The organism is Candidatus Avelusimicrobium sp. (assembly GCF_050873505.1).
Classification (GTDB): Bacteria; Elusimicrobiota; Elusimicrobia; order Elusimicrobiales; family Elusimicrobiaceae; genus Avelusimicrobium.
Genome location: NZ_JBNMIY010000005.1, coordinates 77685 through 97830, shown reverse-complemented (window position 1 = coordinate 97830; position 20146 = coordinate 77685). Strand labels below are relative to the sequence as shown.

Below are 20146 nucleotides of genomic sequence, written 5' to 3'. Positions count from 1 at the left end.
GTATAGCGGGCCCCATAGCGCAGGGCAAGGGATTTATTAGATTAGAAAGCCCGGCCTTTTAAAAGACCGGGCTTTTAAAAACTGCTTATTTGCGTTTTTTGGCTTTGGCTTTAACAGCCTTGCGCGCGGGCGCCTTTTTAGCGGCTTTCTTGGCTTTGGGAGCGGTTTTTTTAGCCGTCTTTTTGGCGGGCGTTACACGCGCCGGGGCCGATTTTTTATGTGCCTTGGCAGATTTTTTGGAGCCGCGTTTTTTGTTTAATTTGGCTTCAAACTCTTTCCACCCTTCCAACGCCAGCGGCAAGACTTCGTCCATATGCTTCACCGGGATTAAGGTAAGTTCCTTGCGGACCCGTTCCGGAATTTCGGACACGTCTTTTTCGTTGGTGTGCGGGTAGAGAATCGTTTTGACCCCTTCGCGGTAAGCGGCCAGGAATTTTTCCTTAATGCCTCCGACGGGGAGCACACGGCCCGTAATGGTTACCTCGCCCGTCATCGCCAAGTGCTTTTTAACGGGCAAGCCCGTCAAAAGGCTGGTTAAGGCAGTCGTAATTACACTGCCGGCGGACGGTCCGTCTTTCGGTACGGCCCCTTCGGGGAAGTGGACGTGAAAGTCCGTCTTGTCAAAATCTACATCTTTGCCATAGCCGCGACTTCTGGCGTACGTCAGCGCGGCGCGGACAGATTCCTTCATCACGTTGCCCAGCATACCCGTCAAAATCAGTTGGCCTTTGCCCGGGATTTTGGTGGCTTCAATAGACAGCGTTTCGCCGCCTACACTCGTCCACGCAAGGCCCGTAGCAATACCTACGCCGTTTTCCTCGGTAGCAAAGTTGGAATAGCGCGGCACGCCCAAAAACTCGTGCAGGTTTTCCTTGGTAACAACTACCTTTTTAGCGCCTTCCACAATTTTTTTGGCGGCTTTGCGGCACAGGGAGCCGATTTCGCGGTCCAAGTTGCGCACGCCCGCTTCGCGCACATAATCGCGCATTAACAGGGCCACAGCCTCGTGCGTAACCTCTAACTGGCCTTCCTTCAACCCGTGCATCTTCATTTGTTTGGGCAAGAGATATTTATCCACGATATCGTGTTTTTCGTACTCGGTGTATCCGTCAAAATCAATAATTTCCAAGCGGTCGCGCAAGGTGGACGGAATATTGGCCAAGGAGTTCGCCGTGGTAATAAACATTACCTTGGATACGTCAAACGGCACGTCCAAAAAGTGGTCGGTAAACTCTTTGTTTTGCTCCGGGTCCAACAGTTCAAGTAGCGCCGCCGCAGGGTCGCCGCGCCAGTCGCTGCCCATTTTATCAATTTCGTCCAGCAGAAAGACCGGATTCATACTTTTGGCCTTGCTGATACCCTGAATAATGCGCCCCGGCATAGAACCGATATACGTTCTGCGGTGGCCGCGGATTTCGCTCTCGTCGCGTACGCCACCCAAGGACATCCGCACAAATTTGCGGCCGATAGCGCGCGCAATAGATTTAGCCAAGGACGTTTTCCCTACGCCGGGCGCACCCGCAAAGCAGAGAACCGGGCCGCGCAAGGAATTATTTAACTTGCTCACCGCCAAATATTCCAAAATACGTTCTTTGGGTTTTTCCAGCCCAAAGTGGTCCTCGTCCAAAATCTTTTTGGCTTCTTTTAAATCCAACACATCCTCGGTCGTTTGGTTCCAAGGCATATTGACGAGCCAATCCAAATACGTGCGCGAGACCGTCGCTTCCGGCGAGAAAGGCGCCATTTTGGACAAACGGTCAATTTCCTTTTCCGCCGCTTCTTTGGCCTGCGGAGGCAGCCCGTTCTTTTTGATTTTCGCGCGTAAAGAGTCCAATTCCTTCTGGAAATCATCCTTTTGGCTGAGTTCCTTTTGGATGGCCTTCATTTGCTCGTTCAAATAATATTCTTTTTGGTTTTTTTCAATTTGCGCGCGGACCTTGGAGTGAATTTTTTCCTCCAAACCCAAAATTTCCACTTCGCTGGTAATGAGTTTTAAGATTTTTTCCAAGCGGTCTTTAATATGCACCGCTTCCAAAATTTCTTGGCGCTGCTCGGTTTTTACGAGCATATTGGAAGCCACTGTATCGGCCAGTTTGGAAGCGTCGTTGATTTGGCGCAGGAAGGAAACCCCCTCCACCGCAATCCGGTGCGACACGCGGGCATAGTGGTCAAACTCGTCCAACACCTTGCGCATTAAGGCCTGCACTACCGGGGAATTATCGTCTTCTTCCTCAATATAATCCACCGTAGCGAACCAAGCCCCGGCCACGTCGTTCATTTCCAATTTGGTTACGCGCGCACGGGCCAAGCCTTGCAGAAAAATCTTCATAGAGCCGTCGGGCATCTTTAAATTCTGCGTAATTTGCGCAATCACGCCGAAATGGTAAATATCGGACTCTTTGGGGTCCTCAATTTCCGCATTTTTCTGCGATACGGCCAAAATATATTTGCCCTGTTCCCCCAGCGCAAGTTCCACCGCGGAAACGGACTTTTCGCGGTCCACCGACAACGGGAGCGACATCCCCGGGAACATCACCACATCGCGTATGGCAACAGCCGGCACTACCGTCGGTAACGAAAGCGTTTGTTTTTTAATTTCTTCTGCCATAATTTTTCCCTCTCTGTAACGGATAAAAGGTTTCCCAAAAGCGTCTTATATAAAAACCCCCGCTTTTGGCTCTTATAGATTGTAGCAAATTAGGCTAAAATTAGCAAATGTGTTATTTGGTTGCTAATTTTGATAAAGTGGGGCAAAAGGCAACAATAAAAGTTACTATAAAAAGTCATCCTGAATTGCCGCTCTTACCACTTAGCGGCACCCCGTAGTGTTTCTGTACGGGGTCCATTAATAGGTTTCAGGATCTACCGATTGGGTAGTGGTTGTTTATAAAAATAAAGGTCATACTGGAAGGTTTGCCGGCGCGGAGCGTTCCAGTATCTGTTGTTTTCCTCTTTTTGAGTAACGACAGATCCTGGACTACAACTTTCCAGGATGACGACCACTACAATACAACAGGCAAACAACACTTGTCGCCCTTTTGCGTTGCCTTTAAAAGGCGGTTTAAACGGAAAAGTATTTTTACTTGTTTGAGCCAATCGGGCGAGTTGTAAAAATACCCGTTTAAGCCTGCCTTTTATAACGCGTTGGGCGACGAGTTTTTTGCTTACTTTTTGTCGGCACAAAAAGTAAATAAACGGACGCCCAAATGCAACGAATTTGGCAAATGATTGGCCCTGATAAGTAACGGGGAACAAAGATTTACTCTTTGTTCCTCGTACGCCATTCGCAACAACTGAAAAAGCCGTCCTACAAATGCTGTCCGCAACCAACTGAAAATTAACTAGAAGATTATATGATTTTTCAACTTTGTGGCAAGTTTGCACCATAAGTTTGCCCGCGGTAGCCTGCGAGGGCTCCAAGGGCAAAGTCGGTGCAAAATTGCCCAAAGGTGGAAAATTGTTTATCCTAATAAGCAACAGGACGCAAAACTTTACGTTTTGCGTCCTGTGCGGTAACGAACCAACTGAAAAAGTCGTCCTACAAGCGCCGTCCGTACCAACTGAAAATTTTTTAGACGATTGCCTGATTTGTCAAATTCTAAGCAGTTGGGCGGATGTAGTCGGGGCGCGGTGTGGCTGTATGCCACATAAGCCCCGAAAGACGCCCAAATGCAACGAATTTGGCAAATAGTTGGCCCTTATAAGCAACGAAGCGCCAAACTTTACGTTTGACGCTTCGTGCGTATATCCCCGCAACTGAAAAAGCCGTTACTTTTTAAGGGGCAATACCTCGTCAATCAGCCCATACTCCTTGGCCTCTTGCGCCGACATATAATAGTTGCGTTCGCTGTCGCGGCGGATTTTTTCTTTATCTTGCCCCGTGTGCTTGGCTAAAATATCCAACAAATGCTCTTTATTGTCGCGCAATTCCTTGGATTCAATTTCAATATCCGTTACCTGCCCGGAAATGCCGCCGCCCCAAATTAACGGCTGGTGAATCATAATGCGCGCGTGCGGCAAAGCATAGCGTTTGCCCTTGGAGCCCGCCGCCAGCAACACCGCGCCGAAACTCATCGCCTGCCCCATACAAATAGTGGTAATCGGGGCCTTGATAAATTGCATCGTATCATAGATAGCCAAACCGGCCGTTACCATACCGCCGGGGGAATTGATGTAAAGGTTAATTTCCCGGCTGGAATCGTCCGCATCCAAATACAGCAACTGGGCGATTATCATATTGGCGCTGGCGGTGTCCACCTCGCCTTCGCGCCCGCCGACAAAGATAATACGGTCTTTGAGCAAGCGGGAAAAGATATCATAACCGACATTTTTTTCAATAATAGTAGGTATAATCATATTGTATATTGTAGTATATTTTCCGGCTGACGGGCCCAGCATTTTTATAGGTCCTTTGGGCCGGTGGAATAGGTCTAAAATCCCCCTAGTTTTTTTGCCGTTTATTTACTATCTTATTAGTATAGAAGTAAAAATTTAGGAGGATTTATGAAAAAACTGTTCGTACTATTCACCGCCTTAATGCTTTCTACCGCCGCTTTTGCCGCCAACGCATCCAGCAACAGCGCGCTGATTGAAGAATCCGTTGCCGCCGGAGCCCAAGCCGCCCAAGAAGGCGAGGTGGACCAACAAACTTTAAAAAACACCCAGCAAGCCTTGCAGTTGGGTTTGTTAATTTTTGATGCGCACCGCGACTTAAAACAAATGACGGATACCGACAAAGCCATTGAAAAAGCTCTGGAAAAAGATATCCCCGCGGCCTTCAATAAAATCAAAACGACTTCCGATGAGGTCGCCGACGAAGTGGAACCCCTTTTGCGCAAATTGAGCAGCCAGTTAATCGCCAATCAGCCCGCCTACCCCAAAACGGCTGTTGACGAAGAAACCGCCACATTTATCACTTTCATTACGGCCATTACTTATACGCAGGGCAAAGGCCTGCTGAACGAAACGGCGGCCGCCGTACTGAACGGGGAATTGCAAGCCATTATGTTGCAGGGTATGCTGCCCCAAGGCGAATAAAAAAACTGGATATGTTTTTAAAAGCCCCGCCAAACAGCGGGGCTTTTTTATGGGAAAGGGCCCAAAAGAATATAGGCCTTTTTTTTATTGGGTCCTAGGTCTAACGGCCCTTTACGCCGCACCCAAAAACAGTTAGACTACAAGTAAGGAAATATACAAAAAGTTCCAAGGCTGTACCTATCAAAAGGAGATTCTATGAAAAGTTTCAAATGGATGTTAGCCGCATTGTTAGCCGTTGCCGTCTGTACGCCGCTTATGGCGCAGAATAACAAGGATTTGGGTGCTAAAATTCAGCGCCAAATTCAACGCCAGCAAAAGAAACACCATAGCGAAAAATGCCGCTGGTGCGGGCAGGAAATTACCGAAGCATCCGGCAGATGCCCGGCGGACCCGGATTTAGTCTGCCTCCCCGCCCCGAAAGCAGAAAAGGCCAAACCCGCTGCCAAGACTGAACCGCGGGAAACCCGCTGCCCCAAATGTGGCGAAGAATACGATATTGACGTACTTTACCACGGTATGCAGCACCGCTGCGAAGCCGAAGCCAATGCGCAATTTACACCGGAAGAGCAAGCCGCTTACAGAGCCAGTATGCAAGCTTTAGGTGTGAACGAACTCTATGAATTGGATCCCGTTTTGGTACACAGAGCCGAAGCCTTGCTGCAAAAAGACCGCGATGACCACAACGGTTACCCGGAACACTCTTTTGAATACTATTACCAACAATTAGATGCTCAACGCAACGCGCCAGTTGCCGAAGCAGCACCTGTAAAATGCCGTCGTTGTGGTAAAGTAATGCACTCTATGTACAGTCCCTGCTCGGCAGATCCGAACAACACTTGCACCCCGGCCCCGGAAACGGGCAGCGCCGTAGGCGTTCAACCCAACACGGGCAAAACGGTGTCCACCGCCAAAGACGATAACTATTGCCCCAAATGCGGCGAAAAATACGATATTGACGTACTCTACCACGGTATGCAGCACCGCTGCGAGAAAGCCGAAAAACCGGTAAAATATCATCCTGCCGAAAAATAATTTAAGCAGTTTATAAGGTCCCCCGGGCTCCAAACCCGGGGGTTTTCGTTTATTAACCAGACGCTCAAACAAGCAATCGTCCCACGCAAAAAGGCCCCGCCGAAGCAGGGCCTTTTTAAACAATTACGGATATTAATAATCTAGCGTCGGGCAACAAACCACTCGGGCATATTCAATACGCTCCATACCCACTTGCCCCATACTGGTATCTACTTCGTTGCATTTACCCCCAGGGCAATTATCATAAGTTGGGTCTTGGCATTGCCAACGGCCATTAATACATCTTCTAACGGTATTTCCTGTACACGTTATCAAGGCATCCCCGCAACTAGCACTACTTCCGCCGGAACTGCCCCCAACCAAATACCTATCAAAACACTCAAATTTCCGACTTAATAATGTGGGACAGGAATAAGAGTGTGTGCCGTCTCCATCGCACTCATCCGCTGGGTCTCCGTCTATTTCCGAATAAGGTATCACACTTACGCTCGCCACACAATTATCATCTTGTTTACCACAATCATCTTCGCACTCACACGTGTCCTCGTTCCAACGGCTCCAAGTGGGGTGGGAAAAGCCATCTTCACATAAAATATTTTGTACATCTTGCTCACACATACTTTTATGCAAATCCTCAAATTGGCACACGCATTTTTGCTTTTCAGCGTTCCACTCTTTTCCATCAGGGCAATCCGTTTGATTGCACTCTGCCTCCGTTTTACTGCAAGACCCCCACTCGCCCGTAGCCCACTCACCGGTGGCCGAGTTACAGGTTATCGTACGCGTTTGGGTGCCGCAACTATTACAAGTTTGGCTGGAAGTAGGTTGCGTGCCAGTGCACTCGCAGGTGTCCGCAATAGAGCAGGTACTCCAAGCACTCCAAGTGCCCGTGGTTGTGTCGCAGGTTCTCGTTTGCGTCCCGCCGTTTTTACACCCGCAGGCTTGCGTAGAAGAACCTTCGCAAGTTTTCGGCTGTGGAGGTTCAGGCGTCCCCACCGCGCACTCCGTGCCGCTCGTGTAGTCCGCTTTCGCGGTCAATTCGCTACACAAGGGATAATTTTTATTGAGTTTCGCGCATTGTTCCGCGCTATCACAGCACAGGCGACCGTCCCGGTAAGACGGCATTTTCAAAGTGTAGCCGTATTTACCCGTGCTCGCCGCCTCTATACCCGTATTCTTTAACGTATAGTTAAAGTTTTTGGTATTTAACGAGGCCAAATTGACCGTAGCCGCGTCTGTTGTGTAGGCTTTATCCAAGGCGCAGCGTTTTTCCTGTTCAGTACGAACGGCAGCCATCATTTCTTCGGCTTCCGTCGTTTTGCGCGTTTCTATCACTTTACTGAATTTTGGAAGCACCACCGCGGATAATACGCCTATCACGATGACTACTACCAAAAGTTCCGTAAGCGTAAACGCTTTCTTCTTTCGGTTATTTTTCATTTTTCCCTCCCCTTAAAATAGGGGACGTACGGGCTATTATTCGTACGTCCCGTGGCTTTCTGTCTTGTTAGAGGAGGGACAGAAAGAATCAGCAAAAACGGCCTTTTTAGCGGCTTTTAACTGCCGCATACGTCCCCCCTCATAAACTTGCCGCTAATCAAAATTTACCAAAAAAAAAAAACGGGTCAAGCCCCCTACGATAAACAGCGAAAAAACAACGGCAAAAACAACATTGTTTAGCCGTCATCCCCGAGAAATTGACCGCCCGCAGGGTTCGGAGATCCGTCGTTTCGGAAGGGCATAACAACGGCAAAACAGATTCCCGACTACGACACTCGGGAATGACAAAAGAGAAAAAGGCCTCTTATTAAAAAAGAGGTCATCCTGAACTTGTTTCAGGATCTACCGATTGAGTTGTTGGTCTTTTGCATTGTTGCTGTCGTCATCCTGGAAGGTTAGCCGGCGCGGAGTGTTCCAGGATCTGTCGTTATAAAAAAAGAGGAAAACAACAGATACTGGACAGAAACATTCCAGGATGACCTTTATTTTTATAAACGACAAAAAACCCCGCCGGGGATGCACCCAGCGGGGTTTTTGTTTAGGTTTTAGAATTACATTACATATTGGAATACGGGCGGATAACATTTAACAAGGTGTTTTCCCGTGTTTTTGCCCAATGCAAAATAGGGAACAAGCACTCTGCATTATTTTTAAGATATACCAAATAATACAGCACGCTCAACCCTTTATCGTTAATGGGCATAATCACACGGCCGTAATCTTCCTGATAATAGCGGCGGGCCAAACGGCTAAGCACCAAGGCCTGATGAGGGTTTTCCAAAGCCGCTTTCTTAAACGCTTCGTAATCCTTGTAAATAGTGATTTTATGGCGTTTAGAAAATTTCTCCCAAAACGGCACCAAATATTGCGCATATGCGCCGTCTTCCGCCAACACGGCCAAGTCCAAATTCTTTTCTTTATCCAAACGGATATATTTCCGTTTGGCCAAGTAGTGGTCTTTCGGCACCGCCAAATATAAACCTTCTTTGGCTACGGAAGTTTTTTCAAAATCTTTTTTGTTTTTACGCGGGCCCGCTAAACACACGACGCCATCGGCCTTCTTTTCCTCCAAGGTTTGCCCCACCTCGCTATCCGAGTGCAGTTGTAAGGAAGAAATCTTAGTTTGGGTGCAATACTTCTGGAAGAAAGGCACCACCAAACGCATCGGCCCCGGGTCCGTAAACGCCAGCGTCGCCGCCGTGTTGCGTTCCCCATAAGCACGGTAGAATTGCCGCATTTCGTTTACTTGGTTCAAAATATTGTCCGCAAATACCACGGCTCTCTTTCCGGCCGCATTTAACATAATGGTGTTATTTGCACGGACGAAGAGCGGCATATCCAAATCCCGCTCCAATTTTCTAATAGCCACGCTCAATGCGGGCTGAGATACTTTTAATTTGGCAGCCGCACGGGACATATTGCCCGTGTGCGCAATCGTTGTAAAATATACCAGTTCTGTCAATTCCATAAGCCACTCTATGTATTTATTTAATTTTTATAAATAAATGGTATCAAACTGCACGATTTACTATAACTAAATTATATCACATCTAACGGAAAACGCAATCCTTTTTCCGCTAAAATTTACCGGTTAGCCCACCGCCAAAAGGCATCTTCAAACGCGGATGCGGTAGCGTAGCGGTACGAACGGCCCAAGGCCTTTTCCACCGAGTAGGGCTGGTAAACGGTTTTGCCGCGGGAATCCTTTTGCAAAAATCCCGTCGCTGGGTCGCGCACGGCTTCCCCTTGCGCCAAAAGGCGCGTAAACTGTTCAAATTGCATACGGTTAGAGGGTGATGTTCCCCCCGCCGGATTTAACAAAAAGCGCACCATCGCATAGGCTTGGAAATACCAGTCCTGCGTTTTGTTGCGGCTTTCCGCCATTTCCAAGGAGCCCTCTTCCATAAACTGGTCAAACGGCACCAAATATTGCGGCGGGCCTTGGCGTTTGGCGGTTAAGGTCTTGCCAAAGGAACTGGACGAGGAAAAACTGCCGAAGCCCGGTTTATTGGCGGGGTCTCGCTGGAAATTAAGCGTTTTAAAATCGTTATTCCACGGCCCGTTCCCGCCTGCATAGGACTGGTCTTCCAACAAAACAGCCAAGCCCTCATCCAGCCAGGTGGGCGTCATAATGCGGCCCGTTTTATGGCTGTCAAAAAATTGCTGGGTAAAAATATGGGTCAGTTCGTGGGTAAAACTTTCCTTTAAATTTTGGCCCTGTTTGTTGCCGGGCGTGTCATAGACTATGATTTCCCCGCGCGTCGGGTACGCAAGCGCGCCGGACCACGCCTTGGCGTTGGGTTCGTAGCGCAAGTAGGATTGGTGGTCCTGATACACAAACACGCGCACCTTACCGGACATCATCCACGGGATAAAGCGGCGCAAGGTTTGGTAGGCGTTTTCAAACGTCATAGACATATTGGATGAACTAATCCCGCTGCCCGTGCGTTTTTGGGTGTAAATTTCAAAGTGCGTACTTTGCGAAGGCACCCACGTTACGCCGGGGCGGAAGGCATTGGGGTTAAATTTTTTATTGGGCGCGGGAACCTTGTTCGGGCGGTTTTGGGAGGCGGGCGCCGGGATTTTCCGTCCGGCGGATTCGGCGGCCTCTTTGGATTTTTCCAACATACGCACCGCGTATTCCAGTTCCGCGTCGGCGGCGGCTTCTTCGCTGGATTCCTCTTCGGTGTTTTCCGCTTCGGCTTCGTTTTCGGCCTGTTCGCCGGGCGGCAAAAGGGCGTTATTTTTTTCAATATCTTTTTCTAGTTGCGTGGGTTTTACGGCCTTTTGCGGGGAAGCGGCTTTTTTAGCCGTGTTGGTTTGGGCCGCGGTGCGGCGTTTGGATTTAGCGGCCTGCACGCGCTTAGCCGCGGACGGGGAAAGCGTTTTTTTAGCCGGAGCCACCGAAGTTTGCACCGACGTTACCGTACCGCCCATAGAAAGTGGCATATCCAAGGTATTGGCGGAATTAGCCGGAGCAGACGAAGCCGGGGTATTCGCAGTAGTTACTGCCGGGGCGGGCGTTTTTGCCGCAGGAGCCGCCGTTTTAGGGACCGCAACCGTTGGCTGGGAAGCCTCAATAGATTGCTTTAATAAGTCTATATTGGAGTCCGGCTCGTCCACTATTACAGGGGCAGGCTGGTTCTGCACCGAAACCCGCTGTGCATACGCCGGAGCCGCTAAAAGGCAAGCCGCCAGTAAAATAAAAATCGCTCTCATACCCCGCCACCGCTTACATTACGTCCACGCTGGAATCAATCGTATAGGTCAGTTTGCACTTGTTATCCGCATTGATGACGGCATCGGTACCCGTAGAGTCAAACGCTGCGGTAACGGTATAGGTTTGACCGTTGAGCGAAATATTGCATTTGTACGTTTTTTCTACTTGGGCGGTAGGGCAGTTACCCGTGGAAGCGTCCTTGCAATACATAATGCACTGGTTCATATCGCGCGCGAACATTTCGGGGCTTTTGGCGGCCCACATACTGTTTATTTGCGCCATACAAGAGTTTACCAGCATCTGCGCAGAAACCGTGCGGCGCGTTTTGCGCGCGGCGGTCGTGCGGGACAAACTGGCGCGCAGGAGCATAGTAGCCATACCCGCCAAAATAACGGTAACCAACAAAACTTGCAATAAAGCCGCACCTTTTTTGTTTTTAAAATTCATATAAGACCCCTTATGCCTTTACTCTGTAACCGTTAGGCAACATAAAAATTTGTTCTACGGCGTCGTTTACCACCGGGGTACTGTCCAACTCGGTAATCAAACGCACCTGTAAAATACTGCCCAAATCCTTGCGGCGCACGGAAACAGCCGACGCGCTGTTATCCTTTATGCTATACGTTTCCGGCCCAAAGAACGGCACCGGGTAATAGTTGTCCGAACCGGACGAACCAATCGGCGGGATAAATTTTACGTTATAAAGGAATACATCCGTATTGGTATCATAACTGCAAGACGGCGCGCTCCCGCTCCAAGATACCGTTCCTTCGTGGCGGTAAATCGTTCCGCCCGAAAGGGCTTTTTTGTCCGGCGCGGCCGTTTTACTGCCCGGCACAAAACAATAGGTAACATAAGAATTGCCCGAGCCAATGGCGTTGCCGTCAATATCCTCGTTTTTAGCCAAAGCCAAAAGGGGAATTTTCGTTCCGGCCGAAGCGCTGTCAATTCTACCGCGGACATAAAGCACGCGCGTGGAATCCTGCACGTCTAGGCGCAGTTGGCGCAAGGCAATAGACAAGTTGTTACGCAACATTACTTTACTGCGGCCTACGCCCGATTCGCGCGAGGCAGCCGTCGTCAAAGAGGCAAGCGCCACGCCGATGATGCCCACAATCATCACCGCTAACAAAATTTCAGTTAAGGTAAAACCCTTTTTATTCATCATAACGTAAACCCGTTGCACGTAATTTCAAAGGTAACTTGGCGGCCCTTGGTCGGAAAAGCAGAAGCATAATCCGTTACCATATTGGCCGTGCCGTAAGTGTGCGTGGTGAAACTGGATTCCACCACCGTATAAGTAAACTTGGAATTGCTGTAATCGCACAGGGGCGGCAACATACATTTAATGTTATGCGTACCCAGCGACATAGGGGAACTGTCAAAAACGCGCACATCCGACGGAATCAAACTTCCCCCGCACATACCGTTAGCGTATTGTTCATAAAGTTTGCTGTTGCTCATACCGCTTACCATACCCGACGGGTACATTTGCAACTGGTCATTGGCGCGTTCCACCGCAAGCACCATTTCCTCGCGGATGTCCGGCGCACCCGATTTGCGCGCCACAGAAAGCAATACGCCAAAGGTTCCCGCCGCTACCAGCGCCAGGAGCCCCAAGGCAATCAGCCCTTCCAAAATGGTTACACCTTTCTTTTTAGTTAAAACACGTTTTAAAAATTGCACCATACTATACTCCTACTTGGAGGAATCCTTTACCTTCATAGACTGGTCCACATAAATATGGTAAGCCGCATTTTTGCTTGCATCATATTTATCGCCGGAACCGTCCGCCCCGAGTACCACCACAATAGGCGTATTGGTGCCCGTGGCTTCGGTTAAACGGCAAGTTTCATTGGGCACCTCGCCGGGGCGCGGGTCGCACACCATAAAGGTATAAGGTAAACTAATAAAATCTTTAAACGACAAATAACCGCACGCAAACAACTGTTTAATTTCCACCGTGCCGTTTGTTTTTTGGAGCGGAATCCCCGTTTCGGACGGAGCCACACAGGCAGAAGCGGCGGCCAAAACGACATTTGTTTTATCGGCAGCCACCGTGGGCGTGAAGGATTGCCCTCTGGGCACGCCGCCGCGGCTGACTTGGTAATAAGCGCGCACGGCTTGGGCCAGTTTATGGGCGGCAGTTTTGGCTTGTCCGTTTTTTACCTCGTAACGGACGGAGCGCAGCACCGGCACCGCCATAGAGACCACTACGGCAATTACCAGCAACACCGCCAAAATTTCCATTAACGTAAAACCTTTTTTATTCGTCATAAAGGCTCCTAAAAACTTTCCACACCTACCCCGGCATCGGACACACAGTAAGAATATTTTTTATAGCGGTCCGACAGTTTGCCTAAATAGGCAGATTTGGGGGTCATTTTTACAAAACAAGAGGAATCGGACGGATTCAACGCATAGGAAAAATATTCCGAACTGTCGCCCGAACGGTCCGTTTCCAACAGCCCACATTGCACCAAGGCGCCCACCGTCGGGGTAGAGGTTATCGCCACATTGGACGAATAGCAGGCCGACGGGTCCAGCAAATAGCGCTGGGCCGCCTGAGCGAGGGCATTGGCGTATGCCTTGGCACTTGCCGCACGCGCATCCGAGGCGCTGTTACGGTAAGCCACCGTAGCAAACACCGCCAAAATGCCGATAATCGTGGCCGCAATTAAAAGTTCAATTAAGGTAAAACCATTTCTCTTCATAAAACTCCCCATAAATACAGTATTGCGCAGTTTTGTACCTTTGTCAAGTTTAGTTTTTGGGAATACGCTTGATAGAGCCGCTACGCAAGAAAGTGGCCCGGTAATATTGACCCGCCGTCGGGCTGTCCGCCACAGATTTAAAGGTGCTGTCTTCCATACAGGCCACTACCCCCGCGTTGCTGTTGCAACAAGCGGTAGAGGAAGCCGCGTTCACGGGGCAAGCGTAAAATTTGTAGCCCTTATAAACGCTGGTAGAGGTGTTATCAAACGGAATCGGCGACATATATTTGCGCACCGCCAAGGCCTTTTGATAGTTGGTATTGGTTACCGCCACATCCGCCCCCAGCGTACCGCTCATATTAGAGGAAGTTACCTGCTGGGCCGAGGTAGGGAAGGCATATCCTTCCGCCTGTAAGGTGCGCAAGCCGTTGCCCAAGTCCATCAGTACGCCTTGGGCCGCCAAGTAGCGGTTTTTATCTTGCGTTTTTTTATAGGCCGGCACGGCAAACACCGCAACGGACACCGCAATCACCACTACAATGAGCACTTCAAGCAATGTAAAACCTTTCTTCATTTTCTCCCCCCTTAGTTGCCGCCGATTTGGGACAATTTAAAGATAGGCAAGAAAATAGAGGCTACAATGATACCAATCAGCGCACCGACGCCGCAGATTAAGATAGGGTCAATCACCGCGGAGAAACGGGCAATAAACTGGTCCACGTTATCAGCATAGAATTTGGAAAGCGTGCCGATAATGCTGGGCAGTTTACCGGATTCTTCACCCATCAGCATCATTTCCGTCATCAAGCCTGGGAAAACGCCCGTGGCGCGGAACGATTCGGAAATGGCTTTACCGGCCGCTACTTCCGTGCGGACGTGCTTTAAGGCGTTTTGGATGATGACGTTACCGTCAAAGGATTCTTCCAATACCAAGATAGCGTTCAAAATGGTTACACCGCTTTTGAGCAAGGTGCAAAGCGTGGAAAGCATCCGGTCGTAATAAATGTTTTTAAGGAAGTTACCGAACAGCGGCATAGAAATCAAAAATGCGTGCCAGCGTTTTTTGCCGTCCACGGTTTTGATGTAGAAGCGGAACGCCACAAACAGGGCAATCGCGGACACGATAATCAAAATACCGTTGTTAATCAGCAAACTGGAAACATTTAAGACGACGACCGTAATCATCGGCAAATCAATGTTAAAGTCCTTAAAGATTTGCGCGAACGTCGGCACGATACCCAAAATAAAGTAAATAAGCACGCCGACAGAGGCCAACATCAAGATAGCCGGATACGTTACAGCCGTGATGATTTTGCTCTTCATCCCTTCCTGCGTTTTGGTATAGAGCGAAATCTGCATCAAGGTATCGGCCAACTGACCACCCACTTCGCCCGCCTGCACCAAGGACAGCCAAATGTGGCTGAACGTTTTGGGGTGTTGGGCAAGGGCCGAGTGCAAGGACTGACCGCCTGCAATATCCTTGGCTACCTGCGTAAGCACATAGCCCAAGGTGGGGTTAGAAGCGTATTCACCCAATAGCGACACGGCGCGCACCAGCGGCACACCGCCGGCAATCAGCGTGGACAACTGTTCTGCGAAGAACGCCAAAACGTGGCCGGGAACTTTGCCGCCCTTCTTTTTGGACGAACCGCCTCCGCCAAACAGGCCACCGCCGCCTTCCTGTACGTCCAAAACCAAATACCCTTTGTTTTGAAGGGCGAGAATTACTTTTTCGCGGTTATCCGCAGAAACGGAACCTTTAATGGTTTTGCCGTTGCCATCTCTAACTGTATAAGTATATTTTTGCATAAACCCTCTATTATTCGTCTGATGTGGTAATACTCAAAATTTCATCTACTGTCGTCTGCCCGCGGATAACTTTATGCCACCCGTTTGCACGCAGGTTGAGCGAGCCGGAGCGTTCCGCCGCCCGTTTTAATTCCACGAGGTCCTGCGTTTTGTAAATAATGTTACGCATTTCCTCCGTCATACGATATACTTCGTAAATTGCACGGCGGCCCATAAACCCGGTGCCAAAGCACTTGGGACAGCCGACCGATTTAAAGAACGTCCAAGAGTTTTGGTCCTTGGGATTCAAATGGCCTTCCTTAATAATGCGCTGTAAAGTGGCCGGATCGGGGCTGTGCGGTACCTTGCAGTACGGGCACAGGATACGCACCAAGCGCTGCGCCGCCACCAACGCCAAAGAGGACGCGAGCAAGAACGGTTCCATACCCATATCAATCAAACGGGGCACGGCGCCCAAGGCTTCGTTGGTGTGGAGCGTGGAAAGCACCAAGTGGCCGGTTAAGGCCGCTTTCAGGCAGGCTTCGGCGGTTTCGTTATCGCGGACTTCCCCCACCAGAATAACGTCCGGGTCCTGACGCAAGAACGAACGCAAACCCGCCGCAAACGTAAGGCCAATGGCCGGCTTAACCTGCACCTGGCTGATACCCGCCAGTTTGTATTCCACAGGGTCTTCCAGCGTCATAAAGTTTAACTCGGGTGTGCGGATCGTGGTCAGTACCGCGTTTAACGTAGTAGATTTACCGGAACCCGTAGGACCCGTCAAGAAAATCAGCCCGTGGGGCAAGTTGGCCGCGTCCAAGAACGCTTTCTTCTGGTCCGGTTCAAAGCCCAGTTTATCCACGTTCATTTCACTCGTACCTTTATCCAAGATACGAAGCACCAGTTTTTCGCCATATACCGTCGGACAGACAGATACACGGACTTCAATGGAGCGGTTTTGGTAGCGGATAGTAAAACTGCCGTCCTGCGGCAAGCGTTTTTCCGCGATGTCCAATTTGGACAAAATTTTAATACGGGAAATAATCGCGTTTACGGATTCTTTGGCCGGGGCCGTGCGTTCGTACAAGGAACCGTCAATACGGAAGCGCAAACTCACGCGCGCATCAAACAGTTCCAAGTGAATATCAGACGTACGTTCCGTAATGGCCTGGCGCAAAATAGCGTTTACCTGCTTTACATACTGTGAAGCGTTTGGCGAAACCTTATCCAAGTCCAAGAAGCCGGACACATCCACATCGTCGTCGCTGTCTTCGCCGGAAACTTCTACCTGCGGTTTGGCGGCTTCGTTCATTACTTCTTCCAATAGGTTTTTGTTGGAATAGAAAGAATCAATTACGTTTAAAAGTTGGCTTTTGCTGGCTAAAAAGGGTTGAACTTGCTTGCCGGACATCATTTTGATGTTTTCCAGCAAGAACACGTTCGTCGGATCCAGCACCGCTACGGCGAGGGAGTCGTCCTCCACGAACAGCGGGATAACCATATTTTCGCGGGCAAATTTTTCAGGGATGATTTCCTGCAAATTCTGCTCTTTTTCCGGCACCAAAATGCCGTTTTCCTTAGAAGCGTAGGGAACCGCAAAATGTTTGGAGAGCGCCGCCGTTACTTTTTCTTCGGACGCAAAGCCGAATTTAATCACGGCCTCCGCGAACGTTACGTTGTTTTGTTTGGAGAACAACATCGCACGCTTTACTTGTTCTTCGTTTAACGTGCCCTGTTCTACCAAAATCTCACTTAACTGTTTTGCCATTTCCTAATCCTCTGTATTGGTTGCTTTTGATACTGCCCGCCCCCGGCGCAAACCGGGGGCAGGTTAAAGATATTAACTATTCCGCCAAAATGGTCGGGGTGATGAAGATGACCAAGTCGGTGGTGCTTTTAGATTTGGTCTTGCTCGTAAACAGCCAGCCCAACAACGGGATATCGCCCAAGAGCGGTACTTTGCGGGTCTGGTCCGTTTCACGCGAGGTGAGCAGACCGCCGATAACGACCGTTTGGCCGTTCTTCACGCGGACCAAGGTAGAGGCCGCGCGGGTGGTGGTATCTTTGGAGAAGTCAAAGCCGGAACTCACCAAGTCGGAATACGAGGGCTGAACATAGAGCGTTACATAGCCTTCGCGGTTTACCTGCGGGGTAACCTGCAAGGTAAGACCGACGCGTTTTCTTTCCGCAGAGGTGGTGGTCATCCCTTCACCGGAACTGCTGCCGGATTGGCTCATCGTCTGGCCGACGGTGGCGTCCGTAGAGGTAGTGATGGTGGCCGTTTTGTTGTTCAAGGTTACCACTTTCGGTTTACCCAAATATTTGGCTTCACCGCGGGTCAACAAACTTTTCAGCACAATGTTAAAGGCCGAGAAGTCCAACAAACCGCCTTCATCTTCGCCTTCGTCGCTGGAAGAAGAAGAACTAGACCCAGATCCGGAGCCGGAGGAAGAATCGCTATTCAACTGGTCCTTGCTCGGGAAGATATAATTCCACCCTTTCACGCCTTGGCCTTTAATATATTCCAAGTCCACTTTGCGTTTGGGACCGGTCATAGAAACCATCGCGCCATCGCTTCCGCCATATTCAAAGCCGAGGCTCAAACCGCTCGTCTTGCTGACTTCCACGATTTGCGCTTCAATCAAAATCTGCGGGGGTTTAATATCCAACTCGGCCAAGATGTTTTCCACTTGCGGGAAGACTTCGGCCACGTCGGTAATAATCAACTTATTCGTGCGGGGGTCCACGGCAATTTTACCCACAGGGGAGAGCATACTCTTTACAATCGCCGTAATTTCAGCACCGCCGCTGTAAGAGTCGGAACCCGTACCGGAGGAGGAGCCGCCCAAGTTCAACCCGGTAGAATCGGACGAACTGGAAGAACTGCTGGAAGATACGTCCTGCGGCATAATGCTGTTGAGTTCGCTTTGCGCGGAACCAACGCCTTGCAGGGAAATATAACTAAGGGTATAAATCTTAGTAATCGTATCCGGGGCATCATTGGAGCGTTTGGTTACAACGTAACTGTCGCTCTTGCCGATGCGCTGATAAGCCAACCCTTGCACGCGCAGAAGCGTATCCAACGCTTCACGCACCGTTACGCGCGTCAGCGAAGCCGTTACTTTTTTATTGGCGAATTCCTCGCTCATAATAAAGTTGATTTTGGCTTGCGTCGTGATACTGTTCAAGAACGCCGCTATCGGTACGTTAGAAACGCGAATAGACACTTTGCGGTCCAAAGGCGAGGACTCTTCGGTTTCTTTGTACAGATCGCTTTCGCCATTCAACTTTACCGTCGTATCTTCTGTTACAGCGATAGTGTTGTCGCTAGGCAGGGATTGCCGGGATTTCTGGGCAAAAGCATTGCCGCCCAAACTCACAGCCGCCACACACGCCAGCGCAACTGCTAAACGATTTGTCATCTATCCTCCTATAATTTTTCCTAAATGATTTGATTATTACAACTGCATTTTACGAACAAATTTATGACCCTTGTAAGAAAACACTACGGAATCGGGGCGGACTTCCACAATCCGCGCGCCGTAAATGCTCTTGCCTACGGTGTAAATCTTACTGCCGATAAATACTTCTTGGCCGATAATACCGCCGATTTTAATGCGGTTTCTCACCTCGCGGGTCGGGTCTTTAATGCGGGCGAGTTCCAACTGGCGCAATCGTTCTTCTTCCTCGCGTTTGCGTCTTTCTTCGGCCAATTTGCGCTGGCGTTCCGCTTCCAAAGCGGCCAAGCGCTGTTGCTCGCGGTATTGCAAAAGCAAAAAGTCGTCGGGCGACAAGGTCGGGTCGCGGCGGGATTTGGGGTTATACACCACGCGCGGGGCCACGGCTTCTTCGGGTTGTTCGGCCACTTCCTCACGCGGAGCCACAAAGCCTTCCCCTTCTTGGGCCGGAGCCACCGGGGCTTCACCCACAGCCGGCGGCACAGGTTGTGCGCCTTCCGGCATTGCCGTAGGCACGGCGACGGGAGCCTCTTGCGGCAAGGCCTCCACGGACACATCCGCCTGCGCAGCCAAGGCCTTTTGCGCTTGCGGGGCGACCGTACCCGTCATATCCTTCTTGGCGGCGGCACGGCGGCCTTTGCGGGCGTTTTTTTGCGCCTGTGCAAACGGCACACAGACAAAAGCCAAAAGCGTAAATAAACAAATGAGTTTCTTCATTATTTTTTACCTCCCTTTCTCTTGGAGGCTTTTTGGGCCTGTTGCTCTTTGACTATTTTATCATAATCTTTAAAGAGACCCTTAGCAATTTTTTCCTTCGGGAAAATGGTGTTAAAGCGCATAGACACTTTATTGACACCCAATTTGCTGGATTCCTGCTGTTTGGCAATGGCAAACTCGGTAACTTTAATGTATTCATCCAAGTTTTCAATGCCCGCCAAGAACTCGGCAAACGGAGTGAAACCCATTTCGCTGTTCACCCGCAAAGAAGCGGCCACAAAGGTGGAATTGCTGGTATCTTCGGTCTGCTGGCCCTCAATTTGGGGCGTTACATTAGCGGCCTTAAAAATACCCAAAATCTGGCTGAGCAACCACTCATTTTTAGACTCAATGTCCGGGAATTTCGGCTCCAAGGACAAAAGTTTCGTCTTGTTGGCCTGGTATTCCTGTTCGCTGGTCTGCTGGACGCGGATAGCATCAACCTGTCCGTTGAAATTGCGGATTTTCTCGTCAAATTTACCGTTGGCATAGCGCAACAGCAAAAACACCACGAGCACCGCTACAAACTGTTTGACGAAGAGTTTTACGTTCCCTTCCTGCGCCACCGTTTGGATGTCTTGGAAACCTTTTTTCAGGTTTTCCTGCATTTTAGCCGCTTTTTCCTTCATATCTGCTGCCAT

The 20146-nt window shown here is 49.8% G+C and carries 19 protein-coding genes; 2 read left to right on the top strand and 17 right to left on the bottom strand.

The window, feature by feature from the left end:
- Positions 1-85: 85 nt before the first annotated feature.
- From lon to ACR0QV_RS04300, 3 genes are all read right to left on the bottom strand, one after another.
- A complete protein-coding gene (gene lon, locus ACR0QV_RS04310) occupies positions 86-2608 on the bottom strand; it encodes an endopeptidase La (RefSeq protein WP_432634871.1) in 2523 nt (840 codons plus the stop codon).
- 254 nt (positions 2609-2862) lie between these two features.
- The gene (locus tag ACR0QV_RS04305) at positions 2863-3387 is read right to left on the bottom strand and encodes a hypothetical protein (RefSeq protein ID WP_432634869.1); all 525 of its coding nucleotides are present in this window, start codon (positions 3385-3387) and stop codon (positions 2863-2865) included.
- 381 nt (positions 3388-3768) lie between these two features.
- A complete protein-coding gene (locus tag ACR0QV_RS04300) occupies positions 3769-4356 on the bottom strand; it encodes an ATP-dependent Clp protease proteolytic subunit (RefSeq protein WP_177746181.1) in 588 nt (195 codons plus the stop codon).
- 147 nt (positions 4357-4503) lie between these two features.
- Here ACR0QV_RS04300 and ACR0QV_RS04295 point away from each other — a divergent pair, with 147 nt between their 5' ends.
- Both ACR0QV_RS04295 and ACR0QV_RS04290 read left to right on the top strand, forming a co-directional pair.
- Positions 4504-5037: a hypothetical protein gene (locus tag ACR0QV_RS04295; protein WP_432634867.1), complete on the top strand. Its 534-nt coding sequence runs from the start codon at positions 4504-4506 to the stop codon at positions 5035-5037.
- A 195-nt stretch (positions 5038-5232) separates the two neighbouring features.
- Complete coding sequence (locus tag ACR0QV_RS04290) at positions 5233-6069, top strand: hypothetical protein (protein ID WP_432634865.1); 837 nt, start codon at positions 5233-5235, stop codon at positions 6067-6069.
- A 132-nt stretch (positions 6070-6201) separates the two neighbouring features.
- Here ACR0QV_RS04290 and ACR0QV_RS04285 read toward each other — a convergent pair whose 3' ends face one another.
- From ACR0QV_RS04285 to ACR0QV_RS04220, 14 genes are all read right to left on the bottom strand, one after another.
- Positions 6202-7509, bottom strand: a complete 1308-nt coding sequence (locus tag ACR0QV_RS04285) for a prepilin-type N-terminal cleavage/methylation domain-containing protein (protein ID WP_432634863.1) — start codon at positions 7507-7509, stop codon at positions 6202-6204.
- A gap of 616 nt (positions 7510-8125) precedes the next feature.
- On the bottom strand, positions 8126-9037 hold the full coding sequence (locus ACR0QV_RS04280; protein WP_432634862.1) for a LysR family transcriptional regulator: 912 nt from the start codon (positions 9035-9037) through the stop codon (positions 8126-8128).
- Between the two features lie 116 nt (positions 9038-9153).
- The gene (locus ACR0QV_RS04275; RefSeq protein ID WP_432634860.1) at positions 9154-10788 is read right to left on the bottom strand and encodes a hypothetical protein; all 1635 of its coding nucleotides are present in this window, start codon (positions 10786-10788) and stop codon (positions 9154-9156) included.
- A gap of 13 nt (positions 10789-10801) precedes the next feature.
- Positions 10802-11236: a hypothetical protein gene (locus tag ACR0QV_RS04270; protein WP_432634858.1), complete on the bottom strand. Its 435-nt coding sequence runs from the start codon at positions 11234-11236 to the stop codon at positions 10802-10804.
- 10 nt (positions 11237-11246) lie between these two features.
- Positions 11247-11957, bottom strand: a complete 711-nt coding sequence (locus ACR0QV_RS04265) for a PulJ/GspJ family protein (RefSeq protein ID WP_432634856.1) — start codon at positions 11955-11957, stop codon at positions 11247-11249.
- Positions 11954-12478, bottom strand: a complete 525-nt coding sequence (locus tag ACR0QV_RS04260; RefSeq protein ID WP_432634854.1) for a hypothetical protein — start codon at positions 12476-12478, stop codon at positions 11954-11956. Before ACR0QV_RS04260 ends, ACR0QV_RS04265 begins: the two co-directional genes overlap by 4 nt.
- A gap of 9 nt (positions 12479-12487) precedes the next feature.
- A complete protein-coding gene (locus tag ACR0QV_RS04255) occupies positions 12488-13066 on the bottom strand; it encodes a prepilin-type N-terminal cleavage/methylation domain-containing protein (protein WP_432634852.1) in 579 nt (192 codons plus the stop codon).
- Between the two features lie 8 nt (positions 13067-13074).
- Positions 13075-13503 carry a type II secretion system protein gene (locus tag ACR0QV_RS04250; protein WP_432634850.1) on the bottom strand — a complete coding sequence of 143 codons (429 nt, stop codon included), beginning with the start codon at positions 13501-13503 and terminating at the stop codon, positions 13075-13077.
- A gap of 49 nt (positions 13504-13552) precedes the next feature.
- On the bottom strand, positions 13553-14077 hold the full coding sequence (locus ACR0QV_RS04245; protein WP_432634848.1) for a prepilin-type N-terminal cleavage/methylation domain-containing protein: 525 nt from the start codon (positions 14075-14077) through the stop codon (positions 13553-13555).
- An 11-nt stretch (positions 14078-14088) separates the two neighbouring features.
- A complete protein-coding gene (locus tag ACR0QV_RS04240; protein ID WP_432634846.1) occupies positions 14089-15312 on the bottom strand; it encodes a type II secretion system F family protein in 1224 nt (407 codons plus the stop codon).
- A 10-nt stretch (positions 15313-15322) separates the two neighbouring features.
- Positions 15323-17059 carry a GspE/PulE family protein gene (locus ACR0QV_RS04235; protein WP_432634844.1) on the bottom strand — a complete coding sequence of 579 codons (1737 nt, stop codon included), beginning with the start codon at positions 17057-17059 and terminating at the stop codon, positions 15323-15325.
- 76 nt (positions 17060-17135) lie between these two features.
- Positions 17136-18713: a secretin N-terminal domain-containing protein gene (locus tag ACR0QV_RS04230; protein WP_432634842.1), complete on the bottom strand. Its 1578-nt coding sequence runs from the start codon at positions 18711-18713 to the stop codon at positions 17136-17138.
- A gap of 36 nt (positions 18714-18749) precedes the next feature.
- Positions 18750-19466 carry a hypothetical protein gene (locus ACR0QV_RS04225; RefSeq protein ID WP_432634840.1) on the bottom strand — a complete coding sequence of 239 codons (717 nt, stop codon included), beginning with the start codon at positions 19464-19466 and terminating at the stop codon, positions 18750-18752.
- Positions 19466-20146, bottom strand: a complete 681-nt coding sequence (locus ACR0QV_RS04220; protein WP_432634838.1) for a hypothetical protein — start codon at positions 20144-20146, stop codon at positions 19466-19468. The genes ACR0QV_RS04225 and ACR0QV_RS04220 overlap by 1 nt, the downstream gene beginning before the upstream one ends.

Coding starts and splice junctions, on each gene's coding strand:
- ACR0QV_RS04260 (WP_432634854.1), bottom strand. CDS start 12,478: ATGGTGCAATTTTTAAAACGTGTTTTAACTAAAAAGAAAGGTGTAACC.
- ACR0QV_RS04295 (WP_432634867.1), top strand. CDS start 4,504: ATGAAAAAACTGTTCGTACTATTCACCGCCTTAATGCTTTCTACCGCC.
- ACR0QV_RS04220 (WP_432634838.1), bottom strand. CDS start 20,146: ATGGCAGCAGATATGAAGGAAAAAGCGGCTAAAATGCAGGAAAACCTG.
- ACR0QV_RS04290 (WP_432634865.1), top strand. CDS start 5,233: ATGAAAAGTTTCAAATGGATGTTAGCCGCATTGTTAGCCGTTGCCGTC.
- ACR0QV_RS04275 (WP_432634860.1), bottom strand. CDS start 10,788: ATGAGAGCGATTTTTATTTTACTGGCGGCTTGCCTTTTAGCGGCTCCG.
- ACR0QV_RS04255 (WP_432634852.1), bottom strand. CDS start 13,066: ATGACGAATAAAAAAGGTTTTACGTTAATGGAAATTTTGGCGGTGTTG.
- ACR0QV_RS04265 (WP_432634856.1), bottom strand. CDS start 11,957: ATGATGAATAAAAAGGGTTTTACCTTAACTGAAATTTTGTTAGCGGTG.
- ACR0QV_RS04245 (WP_432634848.1), bottom strand. CDS start 14,077: ATGAAGAAAGGTTTTACATTGCTTGAAGTGCTCATTGTAGTGGTGATT.
- ACR0QV_RS04270 (WP_432634858.1), bottom strand. CDS start 11,236: ATGAATTTTAAAAACAAAAAAGGTGCGGCTTTATTGCAAGTTTTGTTG.
- ACR0QV_RS04280 (WP_432634862.1), bottom strand. CDS start 9,037: ATGGAATTGACAGAACTGGTATATTTTACAACGATTGCGCACACGGGC.
- ACR0QV_RS04230 (WP_432634842.1), bottom strand. CDS start 18,713: ATGACAAATCGTTTAGCAGTTGCGCTGGCGTGTGTGGCGGCTGTGAGT.
- ACR0QV_RS04285 (WP_432634863.1), bottom strand. CDS start 7,509: ATGAAAAATAACCGAAAGAAGAAAGCGTTTACGCTTACGGAACTTTTG.
- lon (WP_432634871.1), bottom strand. CDS start 2,608: ATGGCAGAAGAAATTAAAAAACAAACGCTTTCGTTACCGACGGTAGTG.
- ACR0QV_RS04240 (WP_432634846.1), bottom strand. CDS start 15,312: ATGCAAAAATATACTTATACAGTTAGAGATGGCAACGGCAAAACCATT.
- ACR0QV_RS04305 (WP_432634869.1), bottom strand. CDS start 3,387: ATGGTGCAAACTTGCCACAAAGTTGAAAAATCATATAATCTTCTAGTT.
- ACR0QV_RS04300 (WP_177746181.1), bottom strand. CDS start 4,356: ATGATTATACCTACTATTATTGAAAAAAATGTCGGTTATGATATCTTT.
- ACR0QV_RS04250 (WP_432634850.1), bottom strand. CDS start 13,503: ATGAAGAGAAATGGTTTTACCTTAATTGAACTTTTAATTGCGGCCACG.
- ACR0QV_RS04235 (WP_432634844.1), bottom strand. CDS start 17,059: ATGGCAAAACAGTTAAGTGAGATTTTGGTAGAACAGGGCACGTTAAAC.
- ACR0QV_RS04225 (WP_432634840.1), bottom strand. CDS start 19,466: ATGAAGAAACTCATTTGTTTATTTACGCTTTTGGCTTTTGTCTGTGTG.